The organism is Capnocytophaga sp. oral taxon 380 str. F0488 (assembly GCF_000318255.2).
Taxonomy (GTDB): Bacteria; Bacteroidota; Bacteroidia; order Flavobacteriales; family Flavobacteriaceae; genus Capnocytophaga; species Capnocytophaga ochracea.
On record NZ_KB291228.1, the window covers coordinates 10,265 to 24,893 of the forward strand.

Below are 14,629 nucleotides of genomic sequence, written 5' to 3' on the forward strand. Positions count from 1 at the left end.
CCTGTGCGGCTCGCACCTCATTTCCTCATTTTCCACCTGCCCGTCGTGCCACGACTTGTTAATTTGCTAATTACTTCGTACCTTTGCACTTTCAATAACTATCAATAGAATATAATAATGAGAAAAATACTCTTAGCACTCTCTATTTTCGCTTTTACGCTGAATGCAATAGCCCAAGATAACCCTTGGCAACAACAAGCTGATTATCAAATGAACGTAACGATGGACGTGAAAAACTTTCAGTATAAAGGCACCCAAAAACTCACGTATACCAATAACTCTCCCGATACCCTACGCGTAGTATTCTACCACCTCTATTTCAACGCTTTTCAGCCAAATAGCGAAATGGATAGCAAACTGCAATCCATCCCCGACCCCGATAGACGTATGGCTAACAATCTCGGCACCGATAAAAACCCCATTTACGAGAGTCGTATAGCCAAACTCTCACCTTCTGAAATCGGACTATTGCGCATTACGGCTATGAGTCAGGACGGACAAAAAGCTACCTTCTCTCACGAAAGTACAATCCTAAAAGTAACCCTCCCCACCCCTATTCTACCTCACAGCAAAACAGTACTCGATATGACCTTTGAAGGTCAAGTGCCCGTAATGATACGTCGTGCAGGTCGTAATAGCCCCGATGGCGTAGCGCTTTCAATGGCACAATGGTACCCTAAAATGGTAGCTTACGATCATCAAGGTTGGCATACTACCGAATACTTAGGTCGTGAGTTCTACGGCGTTTGGGGTAACTTCGATGTAAAAATCACCCTCGACAAAACCTATGTGGTAGCAGGTTCAGGCGTGTTGCAAAATCCTAACGAAATGGGCTGTGGTTATGAAGATAAGGGCGTAAAAATACCCCAAACCAAAGCTAAAACCAAAACGTGGCATTTTATAGCCGAACGTGTACACGATTTCACTTGGGCTGCCGACCCTCAGTTTACTCACGATAAGCACACTCTCACCGACGGTAAGACCATACACTTCTTCTATAAAAAATATCCAGAGAATTGGAAGCGTATCCAGCCCGATATGCTCAAAGTATTCGATTATTTCAATACACTTATAGGCAAATATCCTTGGCCTCAATACTCTTTCATTCAAGGAGGCGATGGTGGTATGGAGTATGCAATGTGTACCCTTATGGAAGGCGGTAAGAAATACGAGAGTTTAGTAGGCACCGCCATTCACGAACTGGCTCACGCTTGGTTTCAACACCTCTTAGCTACCGATGAGGCAGCTTATCCGTGGATGGACGAAGGGTTTACCTCCTATATCCAAACACTTGCCGAACAACAAGTGTTGCACCTCATTCCTGCAACCAACTATCCCTTTAATAAAGCCTACAACGGCTACCTAAACTTAGTAAAATCGGGGTTACAAGAACCTACCATCACTCATTCCGACCGTTATGCGACGAACTACGCTTATAGTATTGCCGCTTACTACAAAGGACAACTCTTCCTCACTCAGTTAGATTATCTAATGGGTAACGAAGCACTGATGAAAACTCTCAAACGCTACTACCGAGAATATGCTTTCAAGAATCCAACCCCCAATGATTTTATTCGCATAGCCGAAAAAGTATCAGGAATGCAATTGCAATGGTTCCTCAATGAGTTTATGCAAACTGACCACGTAGCCGATTACGCTATCGACAAGGTAGAAGCCAAAGGAAATAAAACGGCAATTACCCTCAAACGCTTAGAACGCCTGCCTCTTTCTATCGACCTTTTTGTAACCGATAAAGCTGGTAAAACCCAATACGTATATGTGCCCTTGCGAATGACTTACGGCGAAAAACCAAACACTTACCCTAATTATCCCCGTACGGTAGTTCCTGCTTGGGGTTGGGGTAACCTTACCTACACTTTTGAACTCGATATGCCTTTGAACAATATCCAGAGTATAGTATTAGACCCTAATAACAGAAGTGTAGATATCAACAGGGAAAATAATATTTATAAGAAATAGAAGTATCATTTACATCACATTATACAAGAGGGTGTTCGAAAATCACAAAGTACTAATTCTTACCAACTATGAAAGTATATACTAAATGTAAGCATTGCGCTAAAGAAATAGCATACAGTACAGAAGCAGCTGACCGTGTAGAGTTTGCTATGCGAGAAGGTGAAGAAAATTTGCTGGTCTGCAAGAACTGCAACCGCCGATATAATTATGAGCCTAATGATTTTTATGCTAAACCCTCAAAAATAGGACAAATAGTAGCCTTAATTATTCTTATTTTGGGAGTACCCGCACTTATCTATGCTTTTGCTGGACGTGATTATATTATCATTGGGGGTTATTTACTAATTCCTTGGACTGTTTATGCCATTATGACGCAACAAGACCGCAGTAGAGTTAGTAGCTTTAATCAAGTGCTTTTCAGAAGAAAATAACAAATGGATTTTAAAAATATTTTAGGATACGATACAATAAAGAACTATTTGCAAGCCAGTGTGGAAGCAGGTCGCATTCCACACGCTCAATTATTTGTGGCAGGCGAAGGACAAGGCGCTCTGCCAATGGCAATCGCCTACGCGACTCTCATTCTTTCGCACGATAACCCCAAGGCAAAGGCTCAATGCGCCCAACTCGCTCACCCCGACCTCCATTTTGCTTTCCCCACAGCTATTAATGACAAGGTGAAAAAAGACCCTATTAGTGCTCTCTTTATGGACGAATGGCGCGCTTTTGTAAAAGAACAGCCTTATGGTTCCCTTTTTGATTGGCTCGTGTTCCTTGGTATAGAGAAAAAACAAGCCAACATAGGGGTAAATGAGGCTAAAGAGATTACCAATAAGTTAGCTCTGAAATCATTTGAAGGTGGTTATAAGGTAATGATTATCTGGATGGCAGAGAAGATGAATGCCGAAGCCTCTAACAAGCTCCTCAAACTCCTCGAAGAACCCGCCGATAAAACAGTCTTTCTCTTGGTGGTAGAAGATGAAAATGCCCTATTAGACACTATCAAATCACGTTGCCAAATCCTGCGTTTTCCGCCCCTAAGTGAGAATGCTATTAAAGAAGCCCTCGTAGAACGTGGTTTAGCTGATGCCGAAGCGACCAAAATAGCCCTACGCGCTCAAGGAAACTTCAACAAAGCCCTCCAACTGATGAACAACAAAGAAAGCGAAGAAGCCATCTTTGAGCGTTGGTTTATTGCGTGGGTGCGTACTGCCTACCGCGCGCGTGGTAACAAAGCCTCTATACAAGGACTCTTGCAGTGGAGTGACGAAATCAATACCGTAGGGCGGGAGGCGCAAAAACAGTTTTTGCAATACTGCGCTGAGGTATTCCGCCAGGCATTCCTACTGAACTATACCGCCTCTAATTTGGTGTATATACAATTCGCCGACCCTACTTTCCAACTTGCCAAATTTGCCCCTTTTATTCATGGCGGTAATATCGAGGCAATACACAACCTCCTCGAAGAAGCCCAGTTACACGTAGAGCGCAATGGCAATGGCAAAGTTATTTTCACCGATTTAGCCATTAAACTTACAAGATTGTTACACACTAAGCAATGAGACAATTTTCTAATTTTCTAATCTGCTAATTTTCTAATTTGAAATTATGTTAACCGCAATTTCCCCCATCGATGGTCGTTATGCCGATAAAACGACCTCCCTTGTGCCTTTCTTCTCCGAAATGGCACTCATTCGTTATCGCGTACAAGTGGAAGTAGAGTACTTTATCGCTCTATGCGAACTCCCCTTGCCTCAACTCGCCAATTTTCCTAAGGAAAAATATACCGATTTGAGGAAACTCTACCAAAATTTCACTGAAGAGGAAGCTCTAAAAGTAAAAGAAATAGAGCAAACTACCAATCACGATGTAAAAGCGGTTGAATATTTCATTAAAAAGGCTTTTGATAAACTGCAATTAGAAAAATACAAGGAGTTTATCCACTTTGGTCTCACCTCTCAGGATATCAACAATACCGCTATTCCACTTAGCATCAAGGAAGCTGTACAACAAGTGTATTTGCCTGACTTGGAGCAATTGCTTAGCAAACTGAGAAGTTTAGTAACCCAATGGAAAGATATCCCTCTACTGGCGCGCACTCACGGTCAGCCGGCATCCCCTACACGTTTAGGCAAGGAGTTCGAGGTGTTTGTCGTTCGTATAGAACAGCAGTTACAAACCCTTATAGCAGTGCCTTATGCTGCCAAGTTTGGGGGAGCTACCGGTAACTACAACGCTCATAAAGTAGCCTATCCTAATATCGATTGGAAGGCTTTCGGCACCCGCTTTGTAGAGGAAATATTAGGCTTGCACCATTCTTTTCCCACTACCCAAATTGAGCATTACGACCATTTAGCCGCTCTTTTCGATGCTCTCAAACGCATCAATACGATTCTCATCGATTTAAACCGCGATGTTTGGACATATATCTCTATGGATTACTTCAAACAACAGATAAAAGCTGGCGAGGTAGGCTCTTCGGCTATGCCTCATAAGGTAAACCCTATTGATTTTGAAAACTCCGAAGGTAATTTAGGCATAGCCAACGCTCTTTTAGAGCATTTATCGGCGAAATTACCTATTTCCCGTCTACAACGCGACCTCACCGATAGTACTGTATTGCGCAATGTAGGGGTGCCTTTTGGTCATATACTCATAGCCCTGCAATCTACTCTCAAAGGACTCAATAAACTTCTTTTAAATGAGGATAAAATCCGTGAAGATTTAGAAGACCATTGGGCAGTAGTAGCCGAGGCTATCCAAACGATTTTGCGTCGTGAAGGCTATCCTAATCCCTATGAAGCCCTCAAAGCCCTCACGCGCACCAATACAGCTATCACAGCCGAGACTATCAGCAACTTCATCGATACCTTGGAAGTAAATGAAGATGTAAAGGCAGAACTAAAAGTCATCACCCCCGAGAACTACACAGGAGTTTAAAACAACAGTCACAATATTCAAAAAGAAAAGCCTACTTGAAATTTCAAGTAGGCTTTTCTTTTTTATTAATACTTCTTCTCTTAAAAATCTACGGTTACCCCTAATTTTTCAGCAATAATACGATTGATATACTCCGAAAGGGCTGGAATGCTTACGCTCTCCAATACGGTATTTGCAAAAGCATAGGTGAGTAAGGCAGAAGCTTCTTTTTTGCCTATCCCACGTGTTTGCAAATAGAACAAGGAGTCTGCACTGAGAGAGCCTACGGTACAGCCGTGTGAGCACTTCACATCATCGGCGAAGATTTCGAGTTGGGGCTTGGTGTATACCGTTGCCTTATCGGAGAGGAGGATATTGTCGTTCTGCTGATAAGCATTCGTTTTCTGGGCGATTTGCTCCACCATTATCTTACCGTTGAACACATTGGTTGCTTCATCACTTACGATACTCTTATAATCTTGATGACTCTCACAATTAGGGCAAGCGTGGTTCACCAGCGTATAATGGTCGGTGTGTTGCGTGCCTTTGAGGATACTCAATCCTTTGAGGGTAGATTCCAAATGCTCGCCTTGGTGATAGAAATTAAGGTTGTTGCGAGTGAGTGTCCCACCAAACGAGAAGGTATGCACGCTGGCGTGGCTGTTTGCCTCTTGCGAAATATAGGTGTTATCAATAAGAGAAGCGGTAAGACTATCGTTTTGCAATTTGTAATAATCAAGAAAAGCCTCTTTGGCTACAAACACTTCGGTTACCGCATTGGTAAGGATTGCCGTAGCAGTATCCGATAAGTTTTGGTGAACTTCAATAACTTTGAGCTGTGCATTCTCTCCCACTGCAATAATATTGCGTGGTTGGTAGCAAGTGGTTTCTTTTCTGTCGTTGAAATACAGCAACTGTATGGGTTTATCTACCACTCTTCCCTTAGGTACTTCTATATATATCCCTTCTGAGGCAAAAGTCGTGTTGAGGGCTGTGAATACATCGCCTTTTTCGGTATTGACATTGAAGTATTTTTTGATAAAGGCTTCTCCACCCTTGTGTAATGCTTCTAATAGGGGTGTAACAGTAACGCCTGTGAGCTCTTTGCTCGACATTTCGGGGCAGTAATAGCCGTTTACAAATACAAGCACATAACAATCCGCGATAGCGTACTTATGTAACACTTCGGGTGAGAGGGTTGTTTTATTGTGAATAGGTTGCCACAAGCTGTAATCAGTAGCTTGGAGATTAGAGAGTGAGGTGTATTTCCACGCTTCTACTTTTTTATGCGGGAAACCTTTTTCGGCAAAGAAACTGAGGGCTTCTTTGCGAATGTCTTTTAATATATCACCTTTATGTGGGAACTGCTCAAAAGTAGCTACCCATTTTTCTTTTAAATTAGTCATTAGTGGTTTGTTCATTAGTTGTTAGCTCATTAGCTCATTTGTTAATCTTTTAATTCACTTGGTAAGGGCAAACCTATTTTTTTGCAATTGGAGGCATAGCTTACTGTTGGATCAAGACCAAAGATAGTGAGAATTTCATCTTTTACTTTTTTGTTAAAAGGAGCTCTCAAGTCTCTCTTTCGCCATCCTAACGCTTTGCCACTTAGCACCTCTTGTAAATCACAGTTTCTGAACAACTGTGGCGAAATACCATTTCCTCTATTGTTATAATCCAAATCATCGGTAAGTGTTTTGAGTTTTTCGGCTCTTTCATCAAAAGCAGTTTCACTCATTCCTAATTGTATCAATCCCCATTGCAATATGTACTTAGGGGCTCCATATAGCATAGAACCATCGTTTTCAAAGTTGATAGGAAAGTCGTATTCTTCATCGGGTATAGGAGCATTGCCTATAATTTCATATTCCCCGTAGAACAGTTTGTTGTCCATCATTACATTGCAGGGCAGTACTTTTTGCTGTTGCAATACCTCTATAGGAATATTTTTAGTATCAGAAGCATATACGAAAAACTGTATCATCACTGGACGACCAAATAAAAACCTCCAAAAGTGATTTTTAGGTATGATATTCTCTTTTTCTACCTTATAAACATCTAATAACACCCTACCAAATCCGTATTGGGTACGATTGAGCTTAAAACAGAAAATATCGCCTTTTTTGAATTTTACGTGCTTGCGTTTCTGTTGTTTAAATTCGGCTATTTCCTCTAAATGATTTGCTGGTGATTGGGCGATAAAATCGGCTATTTGCTGGGGGATAGAGGTTTGTTTTCTATCGGAAGGTTTATCCCAATGACTGTTGTAAAAAGTGGTTTCGGAAGTATAACTTGCTATATATATGTTATCATTCTTGAGTTCAACAGAAACACCTATAGGGGTACGCTTCTCAAAATGATTGGCTTGCAGAGGTACTTCTTTACCTTTTCTTGTTTTAGGCAATAACATCTCACGATTGCGGGTCGCTTCCTCGTATTGTTTTTCAATATATTTTTCCTTTGTGGAGATGATATGCCTTTTGATGATGTCGCCGTCAAAATACAATATACTCTCAGGGCGGTGTTTGTCGCCTGCCAATAAAACCCTATCCCAATGAGGTAATATAGGGTCTAAGCCTACATATCTACGTTGTTCGTTGTTGAGTTCAAACATTGTGCAAGCCTTGGGTAAGTTCAATTATTTCAGCCAATCATAGCCTTTTGCTTCCAATTCTAAGGCGAGGGTTTTGTCGCCTGTTTTTACGATTTTACCATCGGAAAGTACGTGTACGTAATCGGGGACGATGTAGTCTAAAAGGCGTTGGTAGTGGGTGATAACAAGCACAGCGTTGTCTTTGCTTTTGAGTTTATTCACCCCATTAGCTACAATGCGTAGGGCGTCGATATCAAGACCAGAGTCGGTCTCGTCTAAAATAGCAATTTTAGGTTCGAGCATTGCCATTTGGAAGATTTCGTTGCGTTTCTTCTCTCCGCCCGAAAAACCTTGGTTAAGGGAACGCGAAAGGAAGTCGGGGTTGATTTCTAGAAGGGCGGCTTTTTCGCGTATTTTTTTGAGAAGTTCAGCAGCAGGCATATCGGGTAATCCTTGTGCCTTGCGACTCTCATTGATAGCAGTTTTGATGAAGTTGGTTACTGATATTCCAGGGATTTCTACAGGGTATTGGAAAGACATAAAGATGCCTTTATGTGCGCGCTCTTCGGGGGCATCTTCTAACAGACTTTCGCCATTGAGGAGGATATCACCCTCTGTTACCTCAAAGTTTTCGTTACCCGCAATCACCGCCGAAAGGGTAGATTTGCCCGCTCCATTAGGTCCCATAATAGCGTGTACTTCGCCTGCTTTTATTTCTAAGTCAATTCCTTTAAGGATTTCTTTGCCGTCCACACCTGCGTGGAGATTTTTTATTATTAACATTCTTAATTGAGTTTAGTGATACTTCTCTTCTAACTATAAAGTATGATAGAGCTTGTATTAGTACTCATATTTTTCAATAGTACTATCATATCCCATCATCACTTCGGTAATTTTAGTAGCGTAACCTTGCGGATTATTAGCTTCATTTTTATATTCAGTTAAATATGGAGTGCCTGTAGTAAGTCCTAAGCTGGGGTTGTTAGGGTCTTTTTGTACTTGGGTTAGTTTAGTTTGTTTTACTACAAGGTTTTTGCTATTAGTGGCTTCATAAAGCTCATAAAAGATGTACTTATCTAAAGGAGTGTTTGCTAACGTGACAAGTTGTATTTGCAAGTCTCTCTTTGGGTTTTTCTTCTGCAGGTCATACTCATATTGAAAGGTCTCTCTAAGAAAAACTTCTCCTCCGTCATTGAGTTTATCTTTTACTTTCTTTGTCAAGTTGCCTTCTGGACTAAAAGTATAGGTTTTTCTGTCGTGTCCAGAAGCACTCGTTGCCACCACAGTATGGGCATCTGGGTAGGTAATTTTGTAAACGATTGAAGGAGAAAATTCACTTAGTTTTCCATCTTTGTAGCCAAAAGTAATAGACATAGGATGCTTTCCTATTCTACTTTTTCTAATTTCAGTAATTTGGTCTTGGTCATTGAAACTAAATTCTACAACTCCTTGAGCTATACCGTCTTTATCAATATCTATCCTGGCAGGAAGTTTCTTACCCTTTAGGGGCTTAATAATCAAATGTTTGACTTCCTTTCGCTTTGAACGATAAGTTTTGAACTCTCTTGCTTCCTTAATAAATCCGTCCTCTATGGTGTAAACCATTTCGGAGATATCATCCTTTGAACGCTCTATAATGTACTTAGTAGGCAATAATGTCTTTTCTTCCCACGGGTCAGGAGTTTTTTTATTGTTATTATTGTTATTGTCATCATCACTTTTGTGGCAAGCAACTCCAATGAGAGCAAGACTTGCTAAAATTAACAGCTTTTTCATAACGATTTTTTTATTAAATTAGGGAGCAAAGGTAGTCTTTTTTGACGTAACATACAAAAAATATTTCTCCTATCTCCTCCTTATATTCGTGCCACATACGTAATATAAACGTGGTACAGACATCTCCTATACTTATCGTAAATAACCTAATTTCTTTAAGAACCTCTCTATGGGGAAATTTAGCCCGTCCTGCTAGTGCAAGCGTTTCGTTCCTACTCTCACCATATCATCACTAAGGTACCTATGGTAATGAGTGAGACACCTATCACCGATTTAAGGGTGAAGTCTTCGTGTAGGAAGATAATAGCCAAAACAAAGGTGATGGCGATACTTAGTTTATCTACCGAAACAACTTTGGTGGTTTCACCCATTTGCAGGGCTTTGTAATAGCACAACCACGATGCCCCTGTGGCAACTCCTGAGAGGATAAGAAAGACCCAACTGCGCTGGCTTATCTGGGCAATATTATGTTGACTTTGGGTGATAAAAACCATTACCCACGCCAGCAACACAACTACCACTGTGCGGATAGCGGTCGCTACATTAGAATTGACCCCTTCAATGCCTATTTTGGCAAGAATAGCGGTAAGAGCAGCAAAGATAGCCGAAAGTAGTGCAAAAACGAACCACATCATACGTTATTTTGTGACAAAGGTAAGTATAATTTACTAATTAGCAATTAGCAAATTATCTAATCTGCTAATTTATAAATATGTAAGGCATCCGCTTGGTGGAGCGGGGTAACAGTAATATCGGTGATTTGTATTTTATCTGGCAGATTGACGATATAGGCGATAGTGTCGGCTATATCTTCGGCATATAGGGGCGTAATACCCTTATACACATTCTCAGCTTTTTGTTCATCGCCTTTGAAACGCACCTTGCTGAAATTGGTCTCTACCAACCCTGGTTTTACGGTCGTTACCTTCAGCTTCTTGTCCATTAGCTCTATACGCATCGCATCGCTGAGGGCTTTTACGGCAAACTTGGTCGCACAATAAACACTGCCATTGGGGTAAGCTATCTCACCCGCTACCGACCCGACGTTCACTATCGTCCCCACCTTGTCGGTGGCAATCATTAGCGGAATCACACTATTGGCAATATAGGTAAACCCTTTGATATTAGTGTCAATCATCTGGTCTATATCTTCTATGGCGTAAGTATAGAGGTGTTGCAATCCTATTGCCAAACCCGCATTGTTGATGAGTATATCTATTTTTTGCCATTTTTCGGGTAAGGACTGGATATTTTTCGCCACCTCTTGGTAGTTTCTCACGTCGAAAGCTAAGGTTATGACCTCCACAACGTGTTCTTTTTCGAGTTGGGCTTTCAGTTCTACCAACACCTCAGCCCGACGAGCGCAGAGAATCAAATTAACGCCCATTTGCGCCAACTTTTCGGCTACCGCCTTACCTATCCCACTACTGGCACCCGAGATGAAAGCTATTTTTCCTTTGATACGATTTAGTTCCATTTGTTTAGATATTTAAGTGTTAGGTTTGGTGTTAGAATATTCCACTTTGCAAAAGTTAGTGGTAAATTATTCTTTTCTTAAATAGGCTATTTCTTTCTGCAATTGAGCAATTAAATCATCTTTGGATTTGATGAGTTGTTCTGTTATTTCTTTGTTTTCTTGGTAAAAATGTTCTATTTTTTGTTGATATACTGCATCATTATGATAGTTATTTTGTACCATTTGTTGTTTTTCTAAATCGAGTAATTCTCCTACAGGTATTTCTAATACCATAGAAATTTGGAAAAGTCTTTCTACTGATAATTTAGTTTCTCCTATTTCCAATTTGCGATAAGCAGGCACAGAGAGGTGTAGTTCCTCAGCCATATTCTCATAAGAATACCCCTTTTTAGTCCTCTCTTGTACAATTTTATTGATTACATTTTCTATATTCATCATAATAAGTTAATGATTTGAGAGGCAAAAGTAAAAAATATTATCGAAAAAGTAAAATATATTTTGAAAAAGTTTAAATAGAATATTGTTTTAAACGCTTACTTTTGCACCGTTAAAAATCATTTAAAAACCATAAAACAATGAAGAACTTTCTATTATTTCTAATTTTTGGAATGGGATTAATGTCTTGTTCTGATAATCTAACAACTTCTAAAACTGACAAGCTAATAAAAGAAGCTTTAGCCGAAACAACTCCTTTTTATGGGGTAGCACGTGTAGTTACAGGTGAAAGAAAATATATTCTTGAAGAAGAATTAGCTACTTATGAAAAATTAGCTCAAGAAGGTTATATCACTATGAAAAAGTCGGATTCACCTCTTAGTAATGATACATACGATATAACTTTTAATGACAAATCTCAGCCCTTTATAATTGCTAAAAGTTATGACGGTTATTATATGCGAGCCTATACCCTTGTGTTCGATAAAACCGATGAAATACAAATAGTAATGCAAAATGAAGCGCAAGTAAAGGCTATTTTTAAGAAAGAAGAAAGGACTCCCTTCTACAATCTATCTTTTTTAGCTAAGGAGGATACCTATATGAGAACCTTTACCTTTGATAAAACAGAAAATAAAGGTTGGGTAACGCATAGTGTGCTTCCTATGCTCAGACTTTCAAAAGGAATTGCTCAAAAAGAATAATAATTAAAACAAGTATATAAAATATAAAACAATGAAGAAACTATTTTTAATGCTATTTGTTGCCTTGTCTTTTATAGGGTATGCTCAAACCAATAATGATTGGGAAAAAGTAATCATCACTCGTAATCCTGAAGATATAAAAGGATTAAAACGTTTGAATGATGTCTCTGCCGAAACCAGTAGATTGTATGGAAAACAATCTAAATTACGAGATGAAACTACTAAGAAAATCAAGCAAGAGGCGGCTAAAATAGGTGCTACTATAGTACTTATCACTGTTGATAATTTTGCGATGACACCTATCAATAATGTGAATATGGTAGGGACTGCTTATAGTGGTGAAGTTGCTCAACAAGAAGAAAAAGTTCCTCAAAAAGCAGAAGTGAGAGGTGAAAAAGTATCAGAAGAAGATATTATTATTACACGAAATCCTGAAGATATTAAGGGATTAACACGTTTGGGAGATGTATCATCAGAAGCAAGTAGACTTTATGGAAAACAATCTAAACTGCGTGATGAAGCAACCAAAAAATTAAAAAAAAGAAGCTGCAAAATTAGGCGCTACTATAGTGCTTATTACAGTTGATAATTTTGCAATGACTCCAATCAACAATGTGAATATGGTAGGAACAGCTTATAAAAAATAACCTACTATCATAATAAGAACCAACTTTGCTAAAGTCTCAAAACTTTGGCAAAGTTTTTTATCTCCATATCTTTTTCATTACCCCTTCTACAGTAGGTTGGTGATACTTACCCTCTTTATCTTTTGTGGTATTGAACACAGTAGGGTCAAAGTGCGGACAGTTGAGTTCTAAAAACTGAAAGAAGTAGCCATCGCTATAAAACATATAAGGCATAAACTCCCTTTGAAAATCGTTTTCGCACTCAAATTCATTGTTTATGATGATACGCACAAAAGCTGCGATGTCCTCTCGGGTGAGGTTGTTGTGTTTTACAGGGTCAGGCATAGCCAAATCAAAGGCAAAAGCTTCAATGCCGTTGCCTTCCCACCATTCCCATAGCCAAGTGTTGGAAAGGTCTTTACCGGTGAGCTCACTGAGGTATTGCTCCATCGCCTTGTATTCTTTTTCAAACACTTCTTCGGGAGTGTCTTCACTTTGAGTATCCCAAAAGGCTTCGTAGTCTTGCAGGCGTTTGAGCACGAGTGGGTATAACCTTTCTGCGGTTGCAAAATCGGGGCGTAATTCTTTTCTAAGGTTTTTCATTTTCGTCATCATACGAAGTGTAATCCCATTGCAGACCATAACTACTTAAATCATTTAATAGTTTATCAAAAAGAGCTTTTTGGGTAGTCCCTATAAAGATAGCTGTGGGTTTTCCAGTATCTCGGTGTATAGAGAGTGTTATCACAAGCTTAAAATCTTCATCGGTAAAGGTGCGTTGTCCTTCCCAACTGAGAGAGGTAAGTTCGGTATATTGTTTTTCTATATGGGCAACTGCTCCTGTGGGTACTTCAAAGTCTTCCATTGTAGCTCGCACCCTGTCTTGTTACGACCTTTGAAAAAGTTGATTACCTTATAATCACTCGTCTTTTCGGTATGCGTAGGGGCGATTGGCAAATCGTCCTCTAAGAGATAAGCCCATTCATTTACAATCTATTTTTGTTTGACTCTAAAAGAGCAAAGCCTTTATTTTTGCTTATTTTTTTATCGAATTTCTATAGCGTGAGCTACATACACTTCCTCTTATCACTAACCATTAACCATTCATCACTAACCATTCATCATTTTTCTACCTCTTTTTCACTTTGCTCGCCACTACTTGGGAGAGAGGTTGAAGGTGAAGACTTCCTCATTCTCATATTCAGAAACTCTACCCCTAACGAAAACGCTATCGCAAAGTACAAGTATCCCTTAGGCACAGCGCCTACCGTTTGCCCTGCCAATACCGCTTCCGATAGGTGCATACTCTCAGTAATAAGCATAAAACCAATGAGTATCAAGAACGAAAGTGCCAATATCTGAATCGAAGGATTGCGGTTTACAAAGTTGCCCACAGGGTTTGCAAAAAGCATCATTATGCCCACCGAAAGCACTACCGCTGTAATCATTATATAAATCGCCCCTGTCAGCCCGCTGGTCATTCCCACCGCCGTAAGAATACTATCCATCGAGAAAATAAGGTCTATCAACAGTATTTGTACAATAGTTCCCCCGAAAGAAGCGTGTTGTCGCCCCTTAGGGTTATCCGATTGTGTAACGTGTTCTATATGATTCACTTTCGCGTGAATTTCCTTAGTCGATTTATAGAGCAGGAAGATACCCCCCGTAAGCAGTATGAGAGCCTGCCCGTTAAAATGAGCTGAAAACCACCCCCAGTCAAGACTGATAAGCGGGTCTTTTAACCTAATCAGAAACGAAATGCCTAATAAAAGAGCAATGCGCAAAAACATCGCCAAAAAAAGCCCTAAGCGTGTAGCGCGCTTACGTTGATGTTCGGGCAGCTTACCCGTAACGATAGAGACAAATATCACGTTATCAATCCCCAATACAATTTCGAGGAACGTAAGAGTAATAAGTGCCACAAAGGCATCAGCAGTAAAAAGAAAATCCATTTTATTTTTAGTTTTTAAAACGCAAAGATAAATCAAAAATTGAATATGAATACAACCCAAAGCCCAAAATGTAAAATTCTTATTCAATTACACCTTAATTATAAGAAAAGTTTCCCGTCCCCATACTCCCCCAAAACTCCTCTCACAAATTTGCTAATTTCCAAATT

At 39.9% G+C, this 14,629-nt stretch carries 16 protein-coding genes; 6 read left to right on the forward strand and 10 right to left on the reverse strand.

Translation table 11 applies throughout. The features are described from left to right. Nucleotides 1-117 precede the first annotated feature (117 nt). From HMPREF9078_RS09230 to purB, 4 genes are all read left to right on the forward strand, one after another. Nucleotides 118-1,980: a M1 family metallopeptidase gene (locus HMPREF9078_RS09230; protein ID WP_009420425.1), complete on the forward strand. Its 1,863-nt coding sequence runs from the start codon at nucleotides 118-120 to the stop codon at nucleotides 1,978-1,980. 68 nt (nucleotides 1,981-2,048) lie between these two features. After that, on the forward strand, nucleotides 2,049-2,411 hold the full coding sequence (locus HMPREF9078_RS09235; RefSeq protein WP_009420426.1) for a hypothetical protein: 363 nt from the start codon (nucleotides 2,049-2,051) through the stop codon (nucleotides 2,409-2,411). Between the two features lie 3 nt (nucleotides 2,412-2,414). Then, nucleotides 2,415-3,542: a hypothetical protein gene (locus HMPREF9078_RS09240; protein WP_009420427.1), complete on the forward strand. Its 1,128-nt coding sequence runs from the start codon at nucleotides 2,415-2,417 to the stop codon at nucleotides 3,540-3,542. Nucleotides 3,543-3,588: 46 nt separating this feature from the next. Beyond that, nucleotides 3,589-4,920: an adenylosuccinate lyase gene (gene purB, locus HMPREF9078_RS09245; RefSeq protein ID WP_009420428.1), complete on the forward strand. Its 1,332-nt coding sequence runs from the start codon at nucleotides 3,589-3,591 to the stop codon at nucleotides 4,918-4,920. A gap of 80 nt (nucleotides 4,921-5,000) precedes the next feature. On the opposite strand, the gene sufD is transcribed toward purB, so the two are convergent. From sufD to HMPREF9078_RS09280, 7 genes are all read right to left on the reverse strand, one after another. After that, nucleotides 5,001-6,320 carry a Fe-S cluster assembly protein SufD gene (gene sufD / locus HMPREF9078_RS09250; protein WP_009420429.1) on the reverse strand — a complete coding sequence of 440 codons (1,320 nt, stop codon included), beginning with the start codon at nucleotides 6,318-6,320 and terminating at the stop codon, nucleotides 5,001-5,003. Between the two features lie 26 nt (nucleotides 6,321-6,346). Then, complete coding sequence (locus HMPREF9078_RS09255; protein ID WP_232305337.1) at nucleotides 6,347-7,537, reverse strand: immunity 26/phosphotriesterase HocA family protein; 1,191 nt, start codon at nucleotides 7,535-7,537, stop codon at nucleotides 6,347-6,349. Beyond that, nucleotides 7,538-8,275: a Fe-S cluster assembly ATPase SufC gene (sufC, locus tag HMPREF9078_RS09260; RefSeq protein WP_009420431.1), complete on the reverse strand. Its 738-nt coding sequence runs from the start codon at nucleotides 8,273-8,275 to the stop codon at nucleotides 7,538-7,540. 57 nt (nucleotides 8,276-8,332) lie between these two features. After that, nucleotides 8,333-9,268, reverse strand: a complete 936-nt coding sequence (locus HMPREF9078_RS09265; RefSeq protein WP_009420432.1) for a hypothetical protein — start codon at nucleotides 9,266-9,268, stop codon at nucleotides 8,333-8,335. Nucleotides 9,269-9,486: 218 nt separating this feature from the next. Beyond that, entirely contained in the window at nucleotides 9,487-9,903 is a 417-nt protein-coding gene (locus HMPREF9078_RS09270) for an EamA family transporter (RefSeq protein WP_009420433.1), read from the reverse strand. A 56-nt stretch (nucleotides 9,904-9,959) separates the two neighbouring features. Further along, nucleotides 9,960-10,745: an SDR family NAD(P)-dependent oxidoreductase gene (locus HMPREF9078_RS09275; protein ID WP_009420434.1), complete on the reverse strand. Its 786-nt coding sequence runs from the start codon at nucleotides 10,743-10,745 to the stop codon at nucleotides 9,960-9,962. 66 nt (nucleotides 10,746-10,811) lie between these two features. Further along, nucleotides 10,812-11,183, reverse strand: coding sequence for a helix-turn-helix domain-containing protein (locus HMPREF9078_RS09280; protein ID WP_009420435.1), 372 nt, complete (start codon nucleotides 11,181-11,183; stop codon nucleotides 10,812-10,814). Nucleotides 11,184-11,320: 137 nt separating this feature from the next. On the opposite strand from HMPREF9078_RS09280, the gene HMPREF9078_RS09285 reads away from it, so the two are divergent. Together HMPREF9078_RS09285 and HMPREF9078_RS09290 are read left to right on the forward strand one after the other, a co-directional pair. Then, nucleotides 11,321-11,884 (forward strand): hypothetical protein, encoded by a 564-nt coding sequence (locus HMPREF9078_RS09285; RefSeq protein ID WP_009420436.1) that lies wholly within the window; start codon nucleotides 11,321-11,323, stop codon nucleotides 11,882-11,884. A 31-nt stretch (nucleotides 11,885-11,915) separates the two neighbouring features. Further along, on the forward strand, nucleotides 11,916-12,470 hold the full coding sequence (locus HMPREF9078_RS09290; protein ID WP_009420437.1) for a hypothetical protein: 555 nt from the start codon (nucleotides 11,916-11,918) through the stop codon (nucleotides 12,468-12,470). A gap of 118 nt (nucleotides 12,471-12,588) precedes the next feature. Here HMPREF9078_RS09290 and HMPREF9078_RS09295 read toward each other — a convergent pair whose 3' ends face one another. The 3 genes from HMPREF9078_RS09295 to HMPREF9078_RS09305 all read right to left on the reverse strand — a co-directional run bounded on the left by HMPREF9078_RS09295 (nucleotide 12,589) and on the right by HMPREF9078_RS09305 (nucleotide 14,462). Next, nucleotides 12,589-13,113 carry a hypothetical protein gene (locus HMPREF9078_RS09295; RefSeq protein WP_009420438.1) on the reverse strand — a complete coding sequence of 175 codons (525 nt, stop codon included), beginning with the start codon at nucleotides 13,111-13,113 and terminating at the stop codon, nucleotides 12,589-12,591. Beyond that, on the reverse strand, nucleotides 13,100-13,375 hold the full coding sequence (locus tag HMPREF9078_RS09300) for a hypothetical protein (RefSeq protein WP_009420439.1): 276 nt from the start codon (nucleotides 13,373-13,375) through the stop codon (nucleotides 13,100-13,102). Before HMPREF9078_RS09300 ends, HMPREF9078_RS09295 begins: the two co-directional genes overlap by 14 nt. 256 nt (nucleotides 13,376-13,631) lie before the next feature. After that, on the reverse strand, nucleotides 13,632-14,462 hold the full coding sequence (locus tag HMPREF9078_RS09305; RefSeq protein WP_009420440.1) for a TerC family protein: 831 nt from the start codon (nucleotides 14,460-14,462) through the stop codon (nucleotides 13,632-13,634). Nucleotides 14,463-14,629: the final 167 nt, after the last annotated feature.

Excerpts from the sequence above, each read along its gene's own strand:
- HMPREF9078_RS09230 (WP_009420425.1), top strand. The coding sequence starts at position 118 with ATGAGAAAAATACTCTTAGCACTCTCTATTTTCGCTTTTACGCTGAAT.
- HMPREF9078_RS09235 (WP_009420426.1), top strand. The coding sequence starts at position 2,049 with ATGAAAGTATATACTAAATGTAAGCATTGCGCTAAAGAAATAGCATAC.
- HMPREF9078_RS09240 (WP_009420427.1), top strand. The coding sequence starts at position 2,415 with ATGGATTTTAAAAATATTTTAGGATACGATACAATAAAGAACTATTTG.
- purB (WP_009420428.1), top strand. The coding sequence starts at position 3,589 with ATGTTAACCGCAATTTCCCCCATCGATGGTCGTTATGCCGATAAAACG.
- sufD (WP_009420429.1), bottom strand. The coding sequence starts at position 6,320 with ATGAACAAACCACTAATGACTAATTTAAAAGAAAAATGGGTAGCTACT.
- sufC (WP_009420431.1), bottom strand. The coding sequence starts at position 8,275 with ATGTTAATAATAAAAAATCTCCACGCAGGTGTGGACGGCAAAGAAATC.
- HMPREF9078_RS09265 (WP_009420432.1), bottom strand. The coding sequence starts at position 9,268 with ATGAAAAAGCTGTTAATTTTAGCAAGTCTTGCTCTCATTGGAGTTGCT.
- HMPREF9078_RS09270 (WP_009420433.1), bottom strand. The coding sequence starts at position 9,903 with ATGATGTGGTTCGTTTTTGCACTACTTTCGGCTATCTTTGCTGCTCTT.
- HMPREF9078_RS09275 (WP_009420434.1), bottom strand. The coding sequence starts at position 10,745 with ATGGAACTAAATCGTATCAAAGGAAAAATAGCTTTCATCTCGGGTGCC.
- HMPREF9078_RS09280 (WP_009420435.1), bottom strand. The coding sequence starts at position 11,183 with ATGATGAATATAGAAAATGTAATCAATAAAATTGTACAAGAGAGGACT.
- HMPREF9078_RS09285 (WP_009420436.1), top strand. The coding sequence starts at position 11,321 with ATGAAGAACTTTCTATTATTTCTAATTTTTGGAATGGGATTAATGTCT.
- HMPREF9078_RS09290 (WP_009420437.1), top strand. The coding sequence starts at position 11,916 with ATGAAGAAACTATTTTTAATGCTATTTGTTGCCTTGTCTTTTATAGGG.
- HMPREF9078_RS09295 (WP_009420438.1), bottom strand. The coding sequence starts at position 13,113 with ATGAAAAACCTTAGAAAAGAATTACGCCCCGATTTTGCAACCGCAGAA.
- HMPREF9078_RS09300 (WP_009420439.1), bottom strand. The coding sequence starts at position 13,375 with ATGGAAGACTTTGAAGTACCCACAGGAGCAGTTGCCCATATAGAAAAA.
- HMPREF9078_RS09305 (WP_009420440.1), bottom strand. The coding sequence starts at position 14,462 with ATGGATTTTCTTTTTACTGCTGATGCCTTTGTGGCACTTATTACTCTT.